The organism is Trichococcus sp. TS_SC_9 (assembly GCF_056156325.1).
Genome location: NZ_CM149591.1, coordinates 2123077 through 2143007, shown reverse-complemented (window position 1 = coordinate 2143007; position 19931 = coordinate 2123077). Strand labels below are relative to the sequence as shown.

Genomic DNA, 19931 nt, shown 5'->3' with positions numbered 1-19931 from the left:
GAACTACAGTATTGACCCTTTTTTACCTGTAGCTCACCAGAGTGATTCAACTAATCATTTATAATGTTATTGAGGAGATCTTAGGAGGTCAAAGTCAAATGAATATAACTCTACCTACGTCAACCTGCGTCACAATCTTGTTAATTCGAGGATTATTAATATTAATATTCCTTGAAATTAACTCAAAGCAGAACTTTACTGAGCTGTTCAGTGAGTTACTACTTGACTGCTACAAACATATAATTCTACTAACATGGTACTAGTAGGCTTACTTATTATATCACTTTTTTTATAAAACATCATTATATTTCTTTTTATTTTGATGCAACTGTTTTAACCCACAAATTTACATATTGTTTTTATATCTCGATATCATATCATCTAAATACACTTTCCTGAACGCCAGTTTCATACTAAAAAAACAGGTACTTTGATTAATTAGTTCTCTAATCAGTAAGTTCTTTAATAAACAAATCCTGAATTTGTTCCTCAACATCCCCGTACAGATCAAGATACCGCACATCAATCTGCACACCATTAGAAGTAGAAATTTCCGTTAAACTATGAAATTCAGTCGGCAGAAATTCTTTACTGTACGGATAAATCAAAATTACCTTTTGAACCTTCTCCCCTTTATGGCTGTACCTTGTATGATACGCATACATCTGATACAAGTCTGCTTGGGCTGGACCGTCTGCCTTTAGTACTTTCCATTTCGTATCTGCAATCACAGTTGTTTCATCTGATCGAATAACGATATCAGGTCGCAAACGATAGGAGCTACTCTGTTTCCCATGCTCATCAAATAACCAAATTCCCCTATCCTGAAGCGAAACATTATAGTCACTCAACGTTTTGCTTACCAACTCAGACACGTAGGCTTCAAAAATTTTGTCCATAGGAAACAGTACAGCAAAAGCCATTGTATTTCCTTTAAAAGAAGTAAAGGATTGTTTTGCTAAGATAATTTCACACCATTGTAAAGCATGAGTGTAGTATTGAAAGTTTCTGCCAAGTTTGATTCGCTGAAAACCTTGTTCAACGTTATGTAGAATCGTTACTTGATTGAAGTGAATGAGCTGCTCCCGGATCAGACGCTGATTATTGAAATCTGACGAAATATGGAGTAGATATTCCAACGCTGTACGGATCAATCGATTTTCCAGGCAGTTAATCATAAATTCATCGTGATTATTGTAAAAGCGCGCTTTGTTTACCAGGTTATGTTGTATCTGCTGCTTCATCAGCAATTTCCCTTTTAAGAAAGCCTCGTTCTCTTCCAAACCTAAGTAAGCAGACTTCAGACCTTGCTTGATGATGCTATCTACTTCGCCCAAAAACATCCGGATAAATACCTCAAAAAGGTTGGTATTAGCTGTGTCCAGATGTGCCATGGAAAATGTTCTGCCGTCAATATTTTTGACTGCACCCAACATCTTCAAAAAAAGCTTCCGGACATCGTTATCCTTTTTGCTAGCCTCATTCTTCCCATGGATCTTGGGTAGAATTTCAATCGTCAAGCCCGATTTCGTTTGCAGGACACCGACATAATTATTCGCTTGTACACCTAAACGGATAGGTCTGAGAAAATTATCGATTGAGGAATCAGCCCCGTCGTCATAAACTGTGTTGCCCTCATCAATGAAAGCCTTCAGCTCTTCGATATCTTTTTTTGTCACCTTTACACCTTCATAGATAGTGTCTGCATACAGGCGGCCAAATTCAGTGATCGTAACTACTCTGTTCTTCATGATTCATCTGCTTCTTTATCGATCAGGACTCCTGACATGAACTTTTTAAACTCTACATCACTTGCCATAGTTTTCAGAACGTAACGATTTTCATTATCACTGAAGAAGCCCTCAGATAGATTTTTATCGAACAATCTATGCACTGACGTTTCCTTCTCAGTAATGTAAATGCCATTCTTGTCATTTAGTATTGCTCTAATTTTTCGAAAATCATCGTAAAAATATTCTTGAAGCAATGGAATGATCTTATTTTCAAAGGTCCTTTTCACATCAGCGAGTGTATTGTTGTTCATGAAGAAAGCGTGCCCCAACGTATGCTCTCGGTCATAAAGGTATGCAATCCGTTCATTTAATGCATCCAAAATATCAGCCAAATTATACTCACCGATTTCCCCTGATTTTCCTACTTTATTACGGATCAAGTCGCTTTCAGGCATCATTTCAACAAACTCAAAGCGGCGACGTAAAGCAGTATCCATCATCGCAATCGATCGGTCTGCCGTATTCATGGTCCCTAAAATATATACATTCATCGGAATCCCGAACTGATCACCCGAATAAGGTAATGTTACCCTTATTTCTTCAGTTGCACCAATCCGTTTCTCGGGTTCGATCAAGGTGATCAATTCTCCGAAAATTTTGCTGATATTGCCGCGGTTGATTTCATCAATCACAAACAGGAAATTATTGCCTGTCCCATTTTCCAAATCCTCTTCCGCTCTTTCGCAGAAGGCACGAAATACACCCTTTTTTACCTCATATTGGATGTTCCCGTCAACTGTTTCTGCACGGATTCCTTCAATGAAATCTTCATAACTATACGATTGATGGAAGGTCACAAACTGATAATAATAATCCTTTGCTTGTCCTGTTTCCATTGCGATTGAATATATTTCCTCCGCTTCCATGCATCCAACCTCAGTCAATGCCCATTTATCATCAATTTTCTCAAAAAGATCTGTTCCTTTGCAATAATTGCTTGTGATTGATTCCTTAGTTGCATTCTCAATGATAGTCGACCTGAGCGTTCCAACAATTGATTTACTTTTTTTATTTTTGGAGTATGCTCGAACTACTTCAGTGTTCTTAATATCTTTGACAGTCAATGCTTTGGAATTTCTTTCTTTGTAGGCTAGGTATATGGCGTCTTTCCAGGATAAGCCTTCAAAATTATACTGCTGATCAGTCAATGTTTGTTCTGAGAGTAAGGTTTCATTATATTCGTTGACGCGGTATGTTTTTCCGGTTCCCGGAGGGCCGTATAGTATCGTATTTAGACCGATTTTTTCAATTTCTTCTAGTTTAGATTCCACTTTTGGCGGATGGTCTTTGGAATGTTTCTTCCTGACTTTTGTTTTTTGCTTATCAGAATATTCAATTCTTATTTCATCATCTTCGCTACCGAACTTATTCAATAATCCTTGTGTCAGCATAACCGCATCAATGCCTGAAAAGCTACCGTAATAAACAGATTCTCCATACTTTTCGACCATTTTAATACCTGTACGGGGAGAAGCGTGTCTTCTTCTTATCTCACTATTAACATCCTCGCGGCTCTGATAAAAACCGATCGCATTTTTTATATCACTATCTTGTTTTACTTCTGATACATTTGGATAAACATCATTAGCGGTTATAACAGAAGGAATTACCTCCTCAGTCCAATAAAGAAGCGCTGTCTCGTCCAATATGCGCTTCCAAGAAAATCGTTTGGTATTTTCGTCCGAATATTCATTGCCGTTAATGACAAATTTCAATAATTCCCTATTTTTTAAGTCTTCATAATTTGCCAATAATTGTTTATTCTTTTTTAGGATTAGTTCCATATTTGAGAGCCTCTTCCATATTCTAAATTTTTATAATTGAAGGGAAATTTAATATGACCTCAACTTGACCGCATAGAAACTCCACTGTTTTTTGGATTAATAATAGATTTTTCTTGTGATCGAAACCATAATTTCTAATCCTATTAATCTTATTTATTATCATTGCAGCTCCGTATACTTCTCTTTATTCCCTCTACTTTTATCAACCGGATACTTGATGTTGTTCATCTCCAGCTTCGCCTCAATGATCTAATCGATGTCCAAATTGAGGTTGCTCGCCAACATGTGGGAATAGATCAGCACATCGGCAAGTTCCTCCTTGATGCGTTCTATGCTGGTCTCTCTGACTTCCTCAGGGGATTTCCATTGGAACAGCTCCAGCAATTCAGCTGCCTCCAACGAAATCGAGATGGAGAGGTCTTTCTCGTTATGGAATTGGCGCCAGTCGCGCTCATCGCGGAATTTGTTGATTTTATCCATTGAGTTCATTTGTGTCATCCCTTTCTGGCATCCATTAGTGCTTGCTGCAGTTCTTCATCCACCGCATAGAGGTACAAGCCGTTAACGCCCCGAGTCAGCAATACGTTCAGTTCGTTCTTCAGCAACGTATCGGAGAAATATTCCTTGCTGCCGTCCTTCAGGCTTCTCTTTTGGGTGGCCTTCTTGTTTTTGCTCTCCTGCCGGTCAAAGATGACCTTCCCGTTCCGGTATTTCACGGACGGTCCGATGATGACTCCGGCATAATTCAGGTCGAAACCTTGGACCGTGAAGGTGGAGCCGACTTCGTCGACCGTCTGCTCCTGCTCGGCCCACGAAAGGTGCTTGTTTTTGATCGATTGCTTTTTCGAAGCGACAGGCAGCTGCAGATTCCACGGCAATTTCCATTCACCTACCCGGACGTACCAATAATCCTCACCTTCAGGTTTGCGCTTGTCTACGTAATCCCAATCGAAGGTTGCGGTCAGCCTGGAAATGCCCGAATCCTGGCTCTCCGCCTTTGCTTTGATGGCTGCATGCAGTTCTTCCGGGCTATCGAAAATCTGGATATCGTAGTTTTTTGAATCGGCAGGGATTTTCCCGACTTCCTGTTCATCGATCAGGGAACGGATCCAGTCCACCGTCGCTTTGTCGGAATTGATGCGCATCTGATTCGACAGATACATCAGATTGCAATTGAGCTGGGCCTCGTGCTGGAGGCTCATCAGTTCCTCGTATTCCCAATACTGCTGTGTCGAAAGTACCTGATTTTGGTCGAAAATCGCCACAACCACCTTGGCGCGTTCCAACAAATCCTGCAGTTGGTTCTTTCCTCGATAGGACTGTTTCCCCTGCGTCCACAGCAAATGCGCCTCATCAACAATCACGACATCCACTTTATCCTCAGGCCCGTGATTATTGATGAACGGAGTCGGTTTAGAAACGAGGTCTGGCTGCTTTTTGCTGTAGATGCCCAATTTGGCTGCGATTTGCTGATACACTTTGAGCTGCTGCTCATGGTTCACCAAGAGGAAATTCTTTGTATCCTTGAAGATCAGATTTTCCGGATCCTCCTTGGATAATTGGTTCAATTCATAAAACAGACTGCTCATCAGAACAGTCTTCCCGGATCCCGCTTCGCCGGTTACAAGAATCAGCTGGCCCGTTTTACCTGTCGTCAAAGCTTGCATGATGCGCAAAGTGATAAAGTCCTTCGTGCGGACCTGCTCATCCGTCAGTTTATGAAACGGAGAAGCCTTGAAAATAGCGGAATCCCGGATGATCTGTTCAACCGGAAAAAGCTCCTTATTTTTCTTCTGCAACCCTCTCCAGATCTTGGAGAAGATATTGTCCAGCTCATGGGATGTAAAATAATCGTTCTGCTGGTTGGTCCGACGGTTATAGACCGCATCAACATTTTCAATGCTGGACATGTACAGCATCAGCTTGTTTTCGATATCCAACGTAAGTGATTTATTGAAATGATCATGCCCGATCACATACATTTTCGATGAATCCGAAATAGCCAGGTTCTCCCAATCGCTCCTCGATTTTGGATCGACCGTCAGATGCTGCATGGTCCTTTTCTTAATGTCGGACGTTTCCCCGATATAAACCGAGAACTGTTTCTCTTTATTCTTGTCATTGACGATATACACTGTCGGATAATGCAAAAGGTACTTCGCATCCTTACCGATATTTTCTTGGACTTTTGAATCAAAATCCTTCATGCCCTCGCTGCTGTAATCCAGCTCATAAATTATCGGGGCGGAAATGTCTCCCATACCAGCACCTCCTTGAAAGTTCTGCTATAACAAATATTCTACAATTTCGATGAAATTATTTCTAATAACTTAATACAGTACACACCTTTGTCCAAGTCTTAAAACACAATTCTTGAATTTTCGGATTCCTAAAAAAGACATTTCGAATCAGCAATCATTGAATACTGTTACCATGAACATTATCATGTACCCTTTGATCGTGAATCATTTTTTCAACAACTTGTACACATTCATCAGGATTTCTTCTTATGTCATTTCCCCAAAATCGGATTACTGTCCAACCGAGAAATCTAAGTTGCTCATTAATTTCATTGTCACGTTCCCGATTCTTAGAAATTTTATTGACCCAATATTTACTATTTTTGCTTTTTTCTAACCTTGGTTTAAGGGATTCCCAATCCTTACCATGAAAAAATTCACTATCACAGAATATAGCAATTTTAAATTTTGTAAGCACGATATCTGGGGCCCCTGGGAGTTTTTTATAATTTTTCCTGTATCGATAACCTTTATTCCAAAGTGCCTTTCTAAAAATCAATTCAATTTTGGTATCCGATGAGTGAATATTGCTCATATTTTTTTGACGTTGTTCTTTTGTCAAATTATCCATTCAATCACCTTTCTTTAAATTTCCTCTATTCCAATTTGTTTGAAATATTCATATGTTCCATCATAATATTCCTTTGAGGCTGTTCGATCAATTTCACTTCCTTGAGGAACATAAATAACAACCCCTTGTCTTGCTCTCGTCAAAAGAACTCTATAGGCATTTTTTAAATATTTCTGGTTTTGTAAATTATTGACATGTTGCCATTTATTACCCCTAAATTTATAGCAGGCAAACGCACCATTGTGATACCTATAATCAGCATCCCATGCAAGTAATCCGTAATCAATTTCTAATCCCTGCACTTTAAACTCCGATGCTGCAACCTCAAGATAGAATGATGAATCAACATTATCTTTTTCATTTAAAAACCAGCCAACATGATTTATTTTTGAAGGAACCCATATTCCATTTGCTCGAAGGCGCTTACCTTCGGAACTTGCTAGTAATCCATAACGTTCTGTTCCTCTAGCCTTGTCCATAACCCACTTCTTTGCCTTAATATAATCTCTGGTCATAACAATTGGATATGTCTCTTTTAATTCAGAATATATTCCCTTTGCTTCTGTTAAATTGTTATCCAATAATGTTTTAGTAAATAAAGACATTTTTTCACTTCTAAAAGAACGAAGAGACACTCCAAGATGCAACTCACTAATGACATTATACGTTCTATCACCGAGCATATTTTCAAGAGTTTCATTTCCTATATACTCCGAATCAGTCATTTTATCAGATAAATATATTTTCCAACTCGGATATCCTGATTTAAGAGCCTCGAACCAGTCAGCTATTCCAGCCTCACCTTTATATATTTCCTGCCCACCACCTATCAAACAAACAATAGTAGACCAGTCGTTATGTCTATCCATAATACCAATCAGAAAATCCGGTTCAGATTTATTGAAGTTTGGAATCCCTTTTTTTCTTTTCATAAAATCTGATAACGCATCTTTGTGCCATGCTCTTTGTGCCTCATCAAATATTGCAACTTTTTCTATTGGTGCTCTAGGACTACTCAAAGCTTCGTCTCTAAATTTATGAATTATTTGTATAAAAGATTTTGTTTCTCGCTCTGCCTCTTTTATAGTGACACCCTTCTGTTTTGCTTTATCTCTAGCCAAAGCAGTTTGTAAAACATCAACAAGTGGTCCATTTCCTGATAGAAAAACTGCATGCTCATTCTCTTCAAATTGGTGTCTTTCATTTGCAATGTTTAACCCAGCTAGTGTTTTCCCAGCCCCTGGCACACCTGTAACAAAACAAATTGCTTTTTCTCCTCTTTGTTTACACTGATCAATTACCTTACCTATCGCAATGGATGTCTTATTTAAATTACTCGCTCCTGCGTCATTTCTCGAAATACCTTCAACTGAATGATTTCGATAAAGTGCTTGTGCAGCTTCAATAATCGTCGGTGTAGGTACATATCGTGAATTCAACCATTTTTGTGCTTGTATTTCGTCTTCTGCTGTCTTTTCTAAAATTTCAGAAATGAAATCGTTGATATTTTTTTTATTACAATTAATGACATTATATATTTTATCACTCATTATTGCGGTTGAGTTTAATATACTATTTGCTTCGGTTGCAATAAGAATTGGAACCAGAATCCTGTTTAGACTCTCTTCATGAAAATATTTCAAGTCGAGTGCATAGTCCATTACCTGATCTATTGCCGCCTTTGAATATTCTCTTGCACCAACTTTGAATTCTAATAAAAAAAGAACCCCATTAATAAGCAAAACTGCATCGATACGACTTCCTAAACGAGGTATCGTGTATTCAAGAATAATATCTCCAGAAACAAATACAGCTAGTTGCTCTTTTAAAATGATAATTTCTTCTTCCCACGCATTTTTCTGTAAATCTGTAGTATTAAAAATATCATTTGTTAACAACTTACCTAATATTGACTCATTCGATTTACAAATAAACTTTTTAATCGAATTATGGTAGTATATTTTTGCCATATTTGCTCTTTTCTTCTTCATTTTTATACTGATCATAAATACTCTTAAGGGTTTCGAATTTCTGTCCACATCCAATTAGTTCCAATACTCTTTCAGCAACTGCACGTCCTAATAACGGTGGTACCGCATTTCCAATCTGCTGATAGACAGAATCCTTTGTTCCAAAAAATATATAACTATCCGGAAAGCTTTGAAGTCTTGCAGCTTCTCTTGCGCTTACTGCTCTATTTAGTTCCGGGTGAATCCACATAGATTTTCTTACATTTACGACAGTATCTGATGGCTGGTCATACGTCAATCGCTTATAAATCGTGTTCTGTGTTCTTTCTGGATTCTCATAGGTACTTTTTAATTCATCCGGCAATGAGTGAAAGTTTTCCCCCTGTTGAATAATTTCAAACCTTTTAAGAGCAGTTTCTCTAGTTTCTGTACATACATGATTAAAAATTTCTTTACTCGAGCTGTCTATTACAAGTTGTCTATAATATGAATTAATCACTGGTACGCTGACTTTTTTCTGTATTTCATCCATGCTTTCAGTAGTAGGCGTATATGTAACCAAATCTCCAATAGCGTGCCCAACAGTAACATAGTCTTCGGGATTATCGATCAAATTCTCCGGAAGATTTACTTCTCCGCTAACATCTTCTTTTCTTACTCCAATTAAAATAAACCGTTCTCGAGATTGTGGTACTCCAAACGACGATGCATTTAATACTTTCCCATTAATTTCATATCCTAAATGCTTAAAAGCACTTCTCAAGAAATCAATAATTATATATGTTTGCATTCTTACTGTAATTGATCTATTTGAAACAATTCTTTCAAAAATTGCATCTTTACTATCCAGTTCAAATATTCCTTGAAAAAATCTCTGAATATCCCAAAAGCTCTTTACTGAGTCAATACCATTATTATCTATGTTTCCCAATGTATCAACCATACTCTGAAGAACATTTCTAGCTTTCATTGTCGAATTATTATACCAATTAGGCATGTCTAGTCTTATTTTCATATGTTCTATGATATTTTCTACTTTCTTTACATTAGCTATCTTTTTGAAATACTTTTGTAATTGATTTCTCTTTTTGTAAAGGTTATAGATTATATAAAGTTCCTCTTCACTAAGCAGGGCCAGTTCATTTGCAACAAAATTATCGCATAATTCATTTATATCATTTACAAAATTTCCTTCATACAAAATGACATCTCTATCATGGATCTGTAATTGTAATGTATTTGTAATATAGTCATAATCATCATGGGTCAAAGCGAATGAATGTTTATCCGAAGCAATAGTCTTAACGTTTTCCATCACAAATGCCTTTGGATTTATTTCTTCTATTGCCTTAACATATCTTTTAACAAGTTCATTACTTCCATTGATCAACTGTCTTCGTTGCCGATTAGCATTAGAAAATCCTTGACATGGTGGTCCACCAATAACCACATCAATATTGCCATTCTCAGCTATTATATTTTCATAATCTACATTTAAAATATCTTCGTAGTTTTTTAAACCTGGATGATTTTTTATATATGTCTTAGCTGCATTTTTATTATTTTCAACGATTGCTACAGTCTCAAATTGACCTGTCATTTCAAACCCTAAACTGAGACCGCCCGCTCCCGCAAATAAATCCAACATTTTATACATAAGTTACCTCTAAATCAATTTATTTTTATATCTTTCCTTAAGCAATTTCCAGCAATCTTCCTTCTTACACCATTGGGTGATGTTGATTCCTTGAACATCTGGAGTCATTAAATGGTTCCATACACGCAAAATCAAATCCTCAATAAAAACTGACAATTCAGGTGAAATTGTCTGTCGCTTCCATATGAGCATATCAGATACCTGATCTGGATGAAACTCCGAAAGCAACGCTATTGTGTAATAATTTATTTGTGCTTTAAATCCACCAAAATTTTGTTTAGCAACCAACTTGTCACATTCTTTGAATAGTATTACCTTAGCAATCATACTTATATATGTATCATCGGATGGTGCTAATAAATCCCCATTTCTTACCATTATAGAATATTCAATGAAATTTGTTTCTAATCCTTTACTAACTACATATGGGTATTTCATCCATGCCATCATACATTTAGCTGCTACAGTTTTTGAAATACACATTGATTTTGGATTTAGTTCTTTAAATTTCTTCTTTGTTGCTGGTGTTGGCTGCCTATTGACATCCACCATATATTGACCACGAGCTCGCTCGTAGTACCAACGAAATATAGATTTTCCATTATCAACTGGAACATAAATTTTTCTGGACAATCTCTCCATCTCAATATGATAAGAATCATTCGCACTAAAATCAGACATGTTTATTTTGTTCTGACTGTTAGCATATTTAGAAATATATCCAACCATTTCTTCGATTTTATTGAGATCCCGAATAACAGTAAGTTTCATCTGGACGTTTACTGCTGAAATGTCAATGCCAGACTGGAATGCATTATAAATAGATGCGGTGGTTTGACCACCATTCACAATCTGCCAATCTTTGACTTCCTCTATCACCACAAAAGAAGCATTACTATTTTCTTCATTAATAGTGATTCCTTTTGCTGTTGTAGATATACCATTATTATAAGTTAAAAACATGTCTGGTTCATTCTGTAAAGTTGTTTTAATTCTCTGATTAATTTTTCCTGTAGCTTGCAAAAATGATCTAACATTTTTTTCAATTAAGCGCTGTCCTTCATCTCTATAAACTTCCGCTAGGCACTGCCCAGATATTACGCCAATGTAGCAATCATAGATATTATTTTTCTGATTTACTTTTATCATTTTTAGAGGGCTTTTGTATTTGTTTTGAAATCTTACAGTTAAATCTTCATGTGACTTCTTTTGAAATACTGATTGGCATACTCTCTCCAGGTCCCAAACATCAAATTTTACCACAACATTATCGATTTTGATACTCGCTGGGATATCAGGTGTGGTTTCTAGATTTGTTAATAGAATCACACGAATATTTTCTATCACATTTTTATAATTATTAATATATTCTGAAACAACGTAGCCCGGATCTGTTTCCTCAACATTATCGAAATAGCTTGATTTACACATACGATAAAATTTTGTAGCCTGTTTTGAATTTTTGACAATATCAGTCTTTCTCATTTTTGCTATTTCTGATCTATTTTCAAAAACACTCACGATAAGTGTTAATGTCTGAAAATACTCATCAAAAACATAGCCATTTATTTTCGCATTCTCAAATTCTTTTTTGTAACAAAGAACGTTACAATTATTTATGAAAGACTCCCCAGCATCAATTACATAAGCAGAGAATACATTTGTAAATGCATCTTCTGTACTACATTTATCATTTTCTTTATATTCCCGTACTTCTTCAATCAGCTCTTCATTGAACTGTCTCATCTGATCTGTAATAATTATAATTCAACTCCTTCATAATATGATTCTATTGAAATCTGAAATGAATTACATGCATTTAGGCTGACAACATAATCTACAGATCCAATACCTTTACTAATAGTCTTTGTTGTAATTCTTGGAAATCCATCATTCACAGCATAGCAACTTTCCTCACGTGTCCTAAAACATAACATATATAATTCTGGCATCTGGTACACATATCCAACCTTAAGCAATTTATCATAAAAACTAAGTCTAATGTTCGCGCTTAACATATCAGCAATTCTACCAACAATATCTGAAAGTTTTTCGCCATCAATCTCGCTCTTTTTCACTTTTAAATATATTAAATAAAGTCTTCCTAGTAATCCCGTATCATCCAATTGGTATTCATTGCTGATGTTTACTTTGTCGGGTCCTTTAGCACTTGATGTTTTTACCTCTAAAGCATCTTTTCCAAAATAAAAATCATGTGTTTCTGAATTACATCCCGTCCAACAATTTATGACGTTTTCGCCCTTTATAGTAACAACCTTTTCAAGTAAATATAATTCTCCATAAAGTCCCTGCTGAACATTATCAGATAAAACATAATTTTTATCGAATTGAAAAAATGTGTTCCACTTTGTCAAAATCTCTTTTGTTGCTGATATCACTTCTGTTTCTGGTAATTCATTAACCGATTCAATGACATCTTGCAGTACTAGGAAGAATATTTTTTCTTCATAACCATCCATTTGCTTAAATGATAAATACCATTTTCTCGTGTTGGCGTTACAATTTGTAATTAACTTTCCTTCCATTCCCTTCCATTTAGGAAGATTTTTTAAAGAGTCAGCGGTAGTATAATCCGGTATCGAAATACTCACTTCACAAGCCATATTGCTTTTTTCGACACTAATAAGTACTGTACTTTTCCCATTAAGTCTAAAAATTCTGAATAGCGCACTTGATTCAACGTACTTGCTTTTTTTAAAATCATCTACCATTTCTTTATAAACATCAGTCAAAAATATCATAATCTTCGCCCTTCATCGCAATTGGATTCACTTGATAAGAGATTGACTTTCCATTTCCTTTGGGAAATACAACAGCAAATCCAAATGGGGTTTTATGTTCTGTACCGTCTATCTTGAGTTTACTAGTTTCAGAGCAATGATAATCGATTGGATACAATAACAGTAGCCCCTTTTTCTTATCCATCTGTGCCCTTATACTTGCAGCAACAGTTTTTTCATTACCTTTATCCGAATTTCTTTCCATACTAATTGCTGTATCATATTCATTTTGATTCAAAGCAAAATATTCATGCCCCTTTGATTTAAGCATTTGCACTGAGCAGACCTTATCATCAGGTGATAACACTACGCTATTCTCTCCTGATCTTGTAATCCCATTTCCAATATTTATTCCACAAATATTTATGCCTGGGTCCCTATCTCCCACATTTATCAAGCAGACTGTCCAATCAACTAAATATCCGTCTTTATTCTGTTCCTTAATATATGTAGCTATATTATGACCATTCACCTTGCTAGCGTACTTTGATGTTTGAAATTTTCCAAAAAATTCCACCATATGCACTCCAGCAACATGTTCAATGAAATAATGATCATTCCTCGTTTCACGATCTAAATTTTCAAAATGCTCCTGTGATGTATATATTTTTGGGGCCATCTTGAGTAACCTCTCCACAACATCGAAATTATTATTATATTGATGTGCATCTTTATCTATATCTCTCATAACTGTTAAAGTATTGCTAAAATCCAACTTCCGGACTGATCCTGATTTTACTTTTTGAGGACTCGAAATTTTTAATTCAGGATGAGTGGCAACTCTTAATCCAAAATCCTTTGGCTTCGCTTTTTCTTGACACATATATGCAATCTGATCTCTTAAATTGTCCGTGGCAAAAGCAATTCTTGCAAACCACCGATAAATTTCTTCTGTAATAAAAACCCTGCATAAGTCAGCATATTGAGGTCTAAAACCGAACCAACGCCCCATCTGCATTAATGTATCATAATGCTTGGATTCTCTTGTAAAGTAGCTTATCGATAAGCCTTCTAATGTTAATCCCCGCGAAAACTTGTCACCACCAATAGCAATTACATTATATTCTTCATTCTCATGCTCCTTGTAAGCTAATGAGTCTTTACTACTTCCGTTAATAACATTAATTTTAATCTTTTCATCATTCATTAAACGAACAATTTCTGAAAATATATCATCAGGCTCAAAAACATCAGCACCTTCCATATATTTGCTAAATTTGTTCAGCATGTGGTTAGTAGTTGGTAGATAGTCTTCATCCATTAATTTGTAAAATTCTTTTTTAGTTTCAACATCCCCATCAATTATCATTGCTTGTAATTCATCAAAAAAATATTCATTAACTTTTCTTGCAAGAATTTCTTGCATATTTTTTATTCGTGCAACATGAATCAGCATGGTGTTGGCTTTATTTTTTCCACCTCTACAATTACGAACAGCAATAGATATTAAAAAACACTTTATCGCAATTTTTAGGCTATCCGGTAATTCTCCAACTGTTTTTTTCTTTACGTCAACGAAATTTGTTTCTTTGATCTTCCTTACAAGTTGCATAGGCTCAATCTCTTCATTCTCGGTACCATATCCAAAAAACTCATTCGCACCAATATATTTATATGGTTTTGGAAGACTGATAATACAATCAGCTGGAAATAAATCATTTCCTAAATCTTCACTTGCAACACTTATACTATTTGGTATAAATATATTCGCATAAGGTGTTGCAGTATATCCAACATATGATCTACTTTCAAAGTGATTAAACAATGAACGGATCAATTTATTAATTGTTTTAACATCATATTCATCAACTATATTTCCGTCATCATCATAATCATATCCCGTATTAACTGAAGCTTGATCAGCTTCATCATCAATAAGTAGAAGTGGATACTTAGCTTTCATGAAAAAGTTTCCTTCACTATCAATTGCAGCTTCGCTATTGCTCTGAATATTGTCTATGAGATTTTCTAATGTTGATTTTATTTTCTTTGTTACAATAATTGTTGCATTATCAGGAGATGTTAAGATTCCTGAACGTTTCTTTGTGAAATCACCTTTCTCATCACGGAAAGTTAGCGTCTGCACAAACCCTGCATTATACAACTTACCTACTCCTATTTTATTCTTCTCGGCTCGTTCTCTTTGTTTTTGTTTTGCTGCTGAGTCTGTCTCGTACCCTAACACCTCTTCATCAATTCTAGACTGCGTTTGACTTCTTAAATTGTTATGAATACCTGCAAGTACAATAATATATTTGTATCCCGCATCCAGTGCTTTATTTATTAACCCAATATAGTTGGCTGTTTTACCTGATTGTACATAACCAACAACCATTGCTCTTTTTTCCTGGGCAATATTGCTTTTTGGATCAGCAATAGAATTTAGTAATGTGTCTGTTGTGTTATCAATACTTTTTTTTATTGCACTTCTTTCCCATTTTTTTTCTTCATACAAATATTTATAATATCTATTCCAAAAATTCAAATTTGCATCATTATCTCTTCTATACTCCAGCCACCATGACTCATTTTCTACTTCTTCTCCCAGTAAAACCGATGGTTCATCTTCTTCTCGTTCTCTACTAACACGACTATATAAATACGTCTTTAAATCTTCTGGTTCACTTACTCTCGCTGAAAACATTGAAACTGTATCTTGAATAGCAAAATCAATAACACTATTCAAATCTTGTCCCTTCGATTTATTGATTATTTCATCGCAATACATATATGCAATTTCATATAATACACGTTCCTCTTGAAGTCCCATTCCATTAATCCTCCTCAATGATCGTTTTTAGTTCTTCATGTAAATACGCGTATTCCGGCGATTCGGAATATACTTCATATATCTCTTCATTTTCGTACTGCAACTCTTTTAATATCGATATTTTTTCCTTAAGATTCAATATATCTCGAGCCTTCATGTCTTCAGCCACATCTGTATTTCCACTATTCGCAATGACTCCACTTAACATCGAAGGGGAATAATTCTCGATCAATGAAAGATATGTCTTCAATACCTTCTTGTTTTCGTCATCTAAATTCTGCATTAATTTCATAAGCATTGGGTGCTTTTTATTTAAATAAAACATATAATTTCCAGTTGCACTTTTTCGTTGCTCCCATGCATATTTCAAACTCGTATTGTTTGCAGTATTTCTGCGATTATAAACACCTCTGGAGTTGTATACTGCAACAGACTTCTCAATTGCTAAATAAGCAATTTGCGTAATACTTTCCTCAATAGCTACTGGCAACGTAGCCTTTGATTTTTTTATATCTATCCCCCATTCAAAATCGCTCTCAGAATTCATGTCTAACTGAATTCTTGCCAAGTTATAAGCAGGTTCCTTCTTGAATTTCCCAAACCATGTTCCATACACAATTAACCTGCGATTTCTATATACATAAAAGCCCTGCTGACCTAACCAATCCTTGCGACCACCTGCCTTTTTGTACTCATCTTCATTTTCAAATTTATTTTTATGAGGAAGTATAAATGGCTCTATAAATACATCTGCTTTGCCATCATTCAATTCTTCGAGTGATAACTCCATGGTAGCAGGATTTTGTCTTACAAATGGATTCCAAGCACATAGCAAATTTCCATTAATAAATAATTTCAAGTCATCTTCTTCGATAAATCTATGGAAAATCATTGATAAATGTAAACGAATATTGTTTATTGTTTTGTAGAATTTCTTTTTGGACTTCTGAATATTATTTTCATCGATAAGTCTATCTAGAGTAGATAAGGAGATAACTGTTCCATGTTCCCATTTTTCAAAATCAATCAGTGTCTTGGCAGAATCCAAAAAATTTACTATTTCATCATCGGAATTAATTAGTATTTCCCATTTATCTGAGTTCTCAACATGCTCCAAATTCCACTCTGCATTTACAATATTCCCATTTTTTTTACTTACTACCAATAACTTTTTCCCAATTGAGAAGGAAGCAGTTTTCATGCCCATACCAAACCTACCTAAATCATTTTGGTTGCGAATCTCTGCAGGATCGGCAGAACCTATTTTCATCGACTCAAGCAAGTCTGTATTATCCATACCTTTACCATTATCTGCTAGTAATATCCTTTTTTCTTCCCAATCAAAATACAACTGGATCTTTGTTGCCCCACTCGAAATACTATTATCAACTATATCAGCAATAGCGGTTTCTTCTACGTATCCAACAGAACGCAAAGATGCCAATAACATCTTTGCATCAGGTAATAATTCGTATGTACTTTTTGTCTCCATTTCATTATCCCTCCTAATTATTTCTTTGGTCCCATGGTTCCTCGAAAAAATTTGGAATCATCCATTTTTTTTAACGCCGTTGATATTTTTTTCACAAAAATTATCCGCACTCATTGTATGCATATTCCATATTCCAGATACTTCAGAAGAATTTTGTAGCTTCGGAAAATGGTTCAGTGTATATATTTCGTATTTACGCAAAATATTTAATATAATTTTAATTATAGATAAATTTGATGCGCAATTCAATGATGTTAGGTTTGGAGGTATGGGAATATTAGTGATCATCGATATGCAGAAACATATTCTGGATCCTGCCAATGAATTTCACATCCCCGGCATCGAAGCATTGTTTTCGAGAATAGTTGTGCTGATTGGAAAAGCGCGCCAAGCAAGGGAAGAAATCCTCTACACCCGGGAAAACCGATCGCATACAAGGACACCCAGGGCGAAGAACAATACGGTCTATAAATCATTGATGCGCAGAAGCCGATCGAGGACGAGCATGTCTTAAGAAGTATTATTTCAAGCTTGCACCTGAAGCTCTGATGGAGATCTAGGGTGATTTGGAAAAATACGCGAATGCTCGCAAGCACATCGAAGTCATCTGAGTGGAAATAAGTTTCTACGTGCTGACCAACACACTGAAGTTACAGAGCGCTTTCCCGGAAGCCGTATCCTGGACCAATCCGACTTGACAGCAGGAAGAAAACAAATGGACGAAGCTTTGGAGATTCTGAAGGGGTTTAATGTCAAGGTTCGTTGAAGAACGAAAAACCAGCACAAAAGTTTTTAGGCGTTTGTGCTGGTAAAAATTTTTAGATATTCAAAATACTCTGGCTTTTTAAACCTGTACGCTCGCTTGGGCAAAGCGCCTTCTATTGTGCGTTTCTCTATCCGATAGACATATTTTTTGTCATCGTAAACGATTTCGAGAGCTCCGCTGTTGGTGCGGTTATGTTGCCCATGCTTGTGATTTTCCTTACGCAATTCCTACTATGCCTTGATTCCCGCAATCGCCTCTCCCGTTTTCTTAATTGAACTATTTTCATCAGCGACGAGTAAGATATGATCGTACATGATAAACATTTGCGAGGATTGTTTTAAGATACACTGAAACCAACTTTTTCCGGGCATAGTTGAATCCGGTTCATTTATCCGAAACTCTTTGCCAATGCCTTATAAAAACCATTCTCATCATTCGTACCCGTTACATAATCAGCTGCTTGTTTTACTTCATCAGGAGCATTGCCCATCGCAATTCCTTTACCAGCGTGTATGATCATAGGCATATCATTGAAATTGTCACCGATTGCTAAAGTATTTGCTAATTCAACACCATATTTTTCGCATAAAAAATCGAGTGCTCCTAATTTTGATACTTGATTATTCACGATTTCCAGATAGGTGTCTTTTGATCGATAGTAGGAAACATTTGATAGTTTTGACCCTTCCAACTCATCCTCCAGTTTTTGGATATCATCCGGACTTCCCATACACAATATCTTGTGGACAGGAAAATGCTCGTTCAGGAAATCTTTCATTGAGATGGATTCTGGATCCATTTTGGTGATTGCCGCTTCCTGCTTGACCCACTCATCTTCTTGTTCAACGTACCACCGCTCGCCGGAATAGATATTGAAGCTTATTTCCGGAAACTTTGTGGATACTGCTTGATAGAGTCGTAATGCGTCCAGTCGCTCTAAAGTCAGACTATACAGATCATCAAATGACCCTTCTGTATATTGTGTGATCAGTGCTCCGTTGAAGCAAACCAGTGGTGAAGACAACCGGACTTCATCGGCGATTGAAATCATTGCTCCCGGCGGTCTGGCGGATGCCAGAATGATTTTCGTACCTTGCTTCACCAAGTCCTGAATGATTTGGCTTGCTTCGGCTGTAACTTCATGCTTCGAATTTAACAACGTACCATCTATATCGCTGAATACCAACTCAATCTTTGTCATATCGTTTCCTCCTCAAAGATGATTTCGGTTTGATCTCCGAAATAAGCCTGCTGTTTTGATGTCAGAACTTTATCTGTAATGAAGCAATCAATGTCCTGGTAATTTGCGCCTTTAAACTGCGCTTCTTTGCTGAATTTCTGATTTTCAGCAACCAAGATCACTTGCCGGCTTTGATTAACTACTTTCTGCTTGATCAAGGCATTGTTTGGTTCTTTGAAAAAGATGCCCTCTTTCTCCAAACTTGCCGCTCCAATAAAACAAATATCAAATTTTATCGAATCCATTTCTTCCAGACTCCGGACCGAAAAGAAGAACCTGTCTTCATAGTTGAACTCTCCACCCAAAAGATGAACCTTTATTTTTGGATTCATTCCCAATGCAAATGCATTGTCCAAAGAATGGGTATAAACCGTACACTTTTTGTTTAATTTCTGCGCTGCAAATAATAATGTGGTCGATACATCCAAAAATAACGTGCTGTCTACTGCTATTTCTTCTAAAACTCTATCAGCCATCTTTTCCTTCTCGGGTTTTAATATACTTGCCCGCTCCCCAAAATTGAATATCTTGGAGCTGTCTTCAGATAACATAATGCCTCCATGCGTACGGACAGCATTTCCGGTTTTCAAAAATTCCAGGATATCACGGCGAGCAGTATCAGACGAAATATCGAATGCTTCCATTATTTCTTTTTTGGAAAGTCTTTTTCGCTCCTCCAACAGCTGTTGCATCTGCTGAATACGCTCTTCTTGGTACATCACCCCACCACCTTTGATTTAATTATATAAGCGTTTGTAAGTATTATCAAGCTTATTTAAGTATTTCA

The 19931-nt window shown here is 36.3% G+C and carries 13 protein-coding genes and 1 pseudogene; 1 reads left to right on the top strand and 13 read right to left on the bottom strand.

What is annotated here, in order from left to right:
- Positions 1–446: 446 nt before the first annotated feature.
- From AC0J5I_RS10275 to AC0J5I_RS10225, 11 genes and pseudogenes are all read right to left on the bottom strand, one after another.
- Positions 447–1751, bottom strand: coding sequence for an McrC family protein (locus AC0J5I_RS10275; RefSeq protein ID WP_475299720.1), 1305 nt, complete (start codon positions 1749–1751; stop codon positions 447–449).
- On the bottom strand, positions 1748–3577 hold the full coding sequence (locus tag AC0J5I_RS10270) for an McrB family protein (protein WP_475299719.1): 1830 nt from the start codon (positions 3575–3577) through the stop codon (positions 1748–1750). The genes AC0J5I_RS10275 and AC0J5I_RS10270 overlap by 4 nt, the downstream gene beginning before the upstream one ends.
- 159 nt (positions 3578–3736) lie before the next feature.
- Positions 3737–4066: pseudogene (locus AC0J5I_RS10265) on the bottom strand (nucleotide pyrophosphohydrolase).
- 5 nt (positions 4067–4071) lie between these two features.
- A complete protein-coding gene (locus AC0J5I_RS10260) occupies positions 4072–5838 on the bottom strand; it encodes a DUF2075 domain-containing protein (RefSeq protein WP_475299718.1) in 1767 nt (588 codons plus the stop codon).
- A gap of 154 nt (positions 5839–5992) precedes the next feature.
- Positions 5993–6448, bottom strand: coding sequence for a very short patch repair endonuclease (locus AC0J5I_RS10255; RefSeq protein WP_475299717.1), 456 nt, complete (start codon positions 6446–6448; stop codon positions 5993–5995).
- 14 nt (positions 6449–6462) lie between these two features.
- Complete coding sequence (locus tag AC0J5I_RS10250; RefSeq protein WP_475299716.1) at positions 6463–8439, bottom strand: DUF2075 domain-containing protein; 1977 nt, start codon at positions 8437–8439, stop codon at positions 6463–6465.
- On the bottom strand, positions 8396–10075 hold the full coding sequence (locus AC0J5I_RS10245; RefSeq protein ID WP_475299715.1) for a DNA cytosine methyltransferase: 1680 nt from the start codon (positions 10073–10075) through the stop codon (positions 8396–8398). Before AC0J5I_RS10245 ends, AC0J5I_RS10250 begins: the two co-directional genes overlap by 44 nt.
- Before the next feature lie 9 nt (positions 10076–10084).
- Complete coding sequence (locus AC0J5I_RS10240) at positions 10085–11821, bottom strand: AIPR family protein (RefSeq protein WP_475299714.1); 1737 nt, start codon at positions 11819–11821, stop codon at positions 10085–10087.
- A 14-nt stretch (positions 11822–11835) separates the two neighbouring features.
- Positions 11836–12837 carry a PD-(D/E)XK motif protein gene (locus tag AC0J5I_RS10235; RefSeq protein WP_475299713.1) on the bottom strand — a complete coding sequence of 334 codons (1002 nt, stop codon included), beginning with the start codon at positions 12835–12837 and terminating at the stop codon, positions 11836–11838.
- Entirely contained in the window at positions 12821–15646 is a 2826-nt protein-coding gene (locus tag AC0J5I_RS10230; protein ID WP_475299712.1) for a Z1 domain-containing protein, read from the bottom strand. The genes AC0J5I_RS10235 and AC0J5I_RS10230 overlap by 17 nt, the downstream gene beginning before the upstream one ends.
- 4 nt (positions 15647–15650) lie before the next feature.
- Positions 15651–17138, bottom strand: coding sequence for an ATP-binding protein (locus tag AC0J5I_RS10225; protein ID WP_475299711.1), 1488 nt, complete (start codon positions 17136–17138; stop codon positions 15651–15653).
- A 268-nt stretch (positions 17139–17406) separates the two neighbouring features.
- On the opposite strand from AC0J5I_RS10225, the gene AC0J5I_RS10220 reads away from it, so the two are divergent.
- The gene (locus AC0J5I_RS10220; RefSeq protein ID WP_475299710.1) at positions 17407–17652 is read left to right on the top strand and encodes a hypothetical protein; all 246 of its coding nucleotides are present in this window, start codon (positions 17407–17409) and stop codon (positions 17650–17652) included.
- Between the two features lie 640 nt (positions 17653–18292).
- Here the strand turns inward: AC0J5I_RS10220 and AC0J5I_RS10215 are convergent.
- Both AC0J5I_RS10215 and AC0J5I_RS10210 read right to left on the bottom strand, forming a co-directional pair.
- Entirely contained in the window at positions 18293–19105 is an 813-nt protein-coding gene (locus tag AC0J5I_RS10215) for a Cof-type HAD-IIB family hydrolase (protein ID WP_475299709.1), read from the bottom strand.
- On the bottom strand, positions 19102–19863 hold the full coding sequence (locus tag AC0J5I_RS10210) for a DeoR/GlpR family DNA-binding transcription regulator (protein WP_475299708.1): 762 nt from the start codon (positions 19861–19863) through the stop codon (positions 19102–19104). The genes AC0J5I_RS10215 and AC0J5I_RS10210 overlap by 4 nt, the downstream gene beginning before the upstream one ends.
- Positions 19864–19931: the final 68 nt, after the last annotated feature.

Bases quoted from the DNA above. Each gene is read 5' to 3' on its own strand.
- AC0J5I_RS10275 (WP_475299720.1), bottom strand. From the start codon at position 1,751: ATGAAGAACAGAGTAGTTACGATCACTGAATTTGGCCGCCTGTATGCA.
- AC0J5I_RS10270 (WP_475299719.1), bottom strand. From the start codon at position 3,577: ATGGAACTAATCCTAAAAAAGAATAAACAATTATTGGCAAATTATGAA.
- AC0J5I_RS10260 (WP_475299718.1), bottom strand. From the start codon at position 5,838: ATGGGAGACATTTCCGCCCCGATAATTTATGAGCTGGATTACAGCAGC.
- AC0J5I_RS10255 (WP_475299717.1), bottom strand. From the start codon at position 6,448: ATGGATAATTTGACAAAAGAACAACGTCAAAAAAATATGAGCAATATT.
- AC0J5I_RS10250 (WP_475299716.1), bottom strand. From the start codon at position 8,439: ATGAAGAAGAAAAGAGCAAATATGGCAAAAATATACTACCATAATTCG.
- AC0J5I_RS10245 (WP_475299715.1), bottom strand. From the start codon at position 10,075: ATGTATAAAATGTTGGATTTATTTGCGGGAGCGGGCGGTCTCAGTTTA.
- AC0J5I_RS10240 (WP_475299714.1), bottom strand. From the start codon at position 11,821: ATGAGACAGTTCAATGAAGAGCTGATTGAAGAAGTACGGGAATATAAA.
- AC0J5I_RS10235 (WP_475299713.1), bottom strand. From the start codon at position 12,837: ATGATATTTTTGACTGATGTTTATAAAGAAATGGTAGATGATTTTAAA.
- AC0J5I_RS10230 (WP_475299712.1), bottom strand. From the start codon at position 15,646: ATGGGACTTCAAGAGGAACGTGTATTATATGAAATTGCATATATGTAT.
- AC0J5I_RS10225 (WP_475299711.1), bottom strand. From the start codon at position 17,138: ATGGAGACAAAAAGTACATACGAATTATTACCTGATGCAAAGATGTTA.
- AC0J5I_RS10220 (WP_475299710.1), top strand. From the start codon at position 17,407: ATGGGAATATTAGTGATCATCGATATGCAGAAACATATTCTGGATCCT.
- AC0J5I_RS10215 (WP_475299709.1), bottom strand. From the start codon at position 19,105: ATGACAAAGATTGAGTTGGTATTCAGCGATATAGATGGTACGTTGTTA.
- AC0J5I_RS10210 (WP_475299708.1), bottom strand. From the start codon at position 19,863: ATGTACCAAGAAGAGCGTATTCAGCAGATGCAACAGCTGTTGGAGGAG.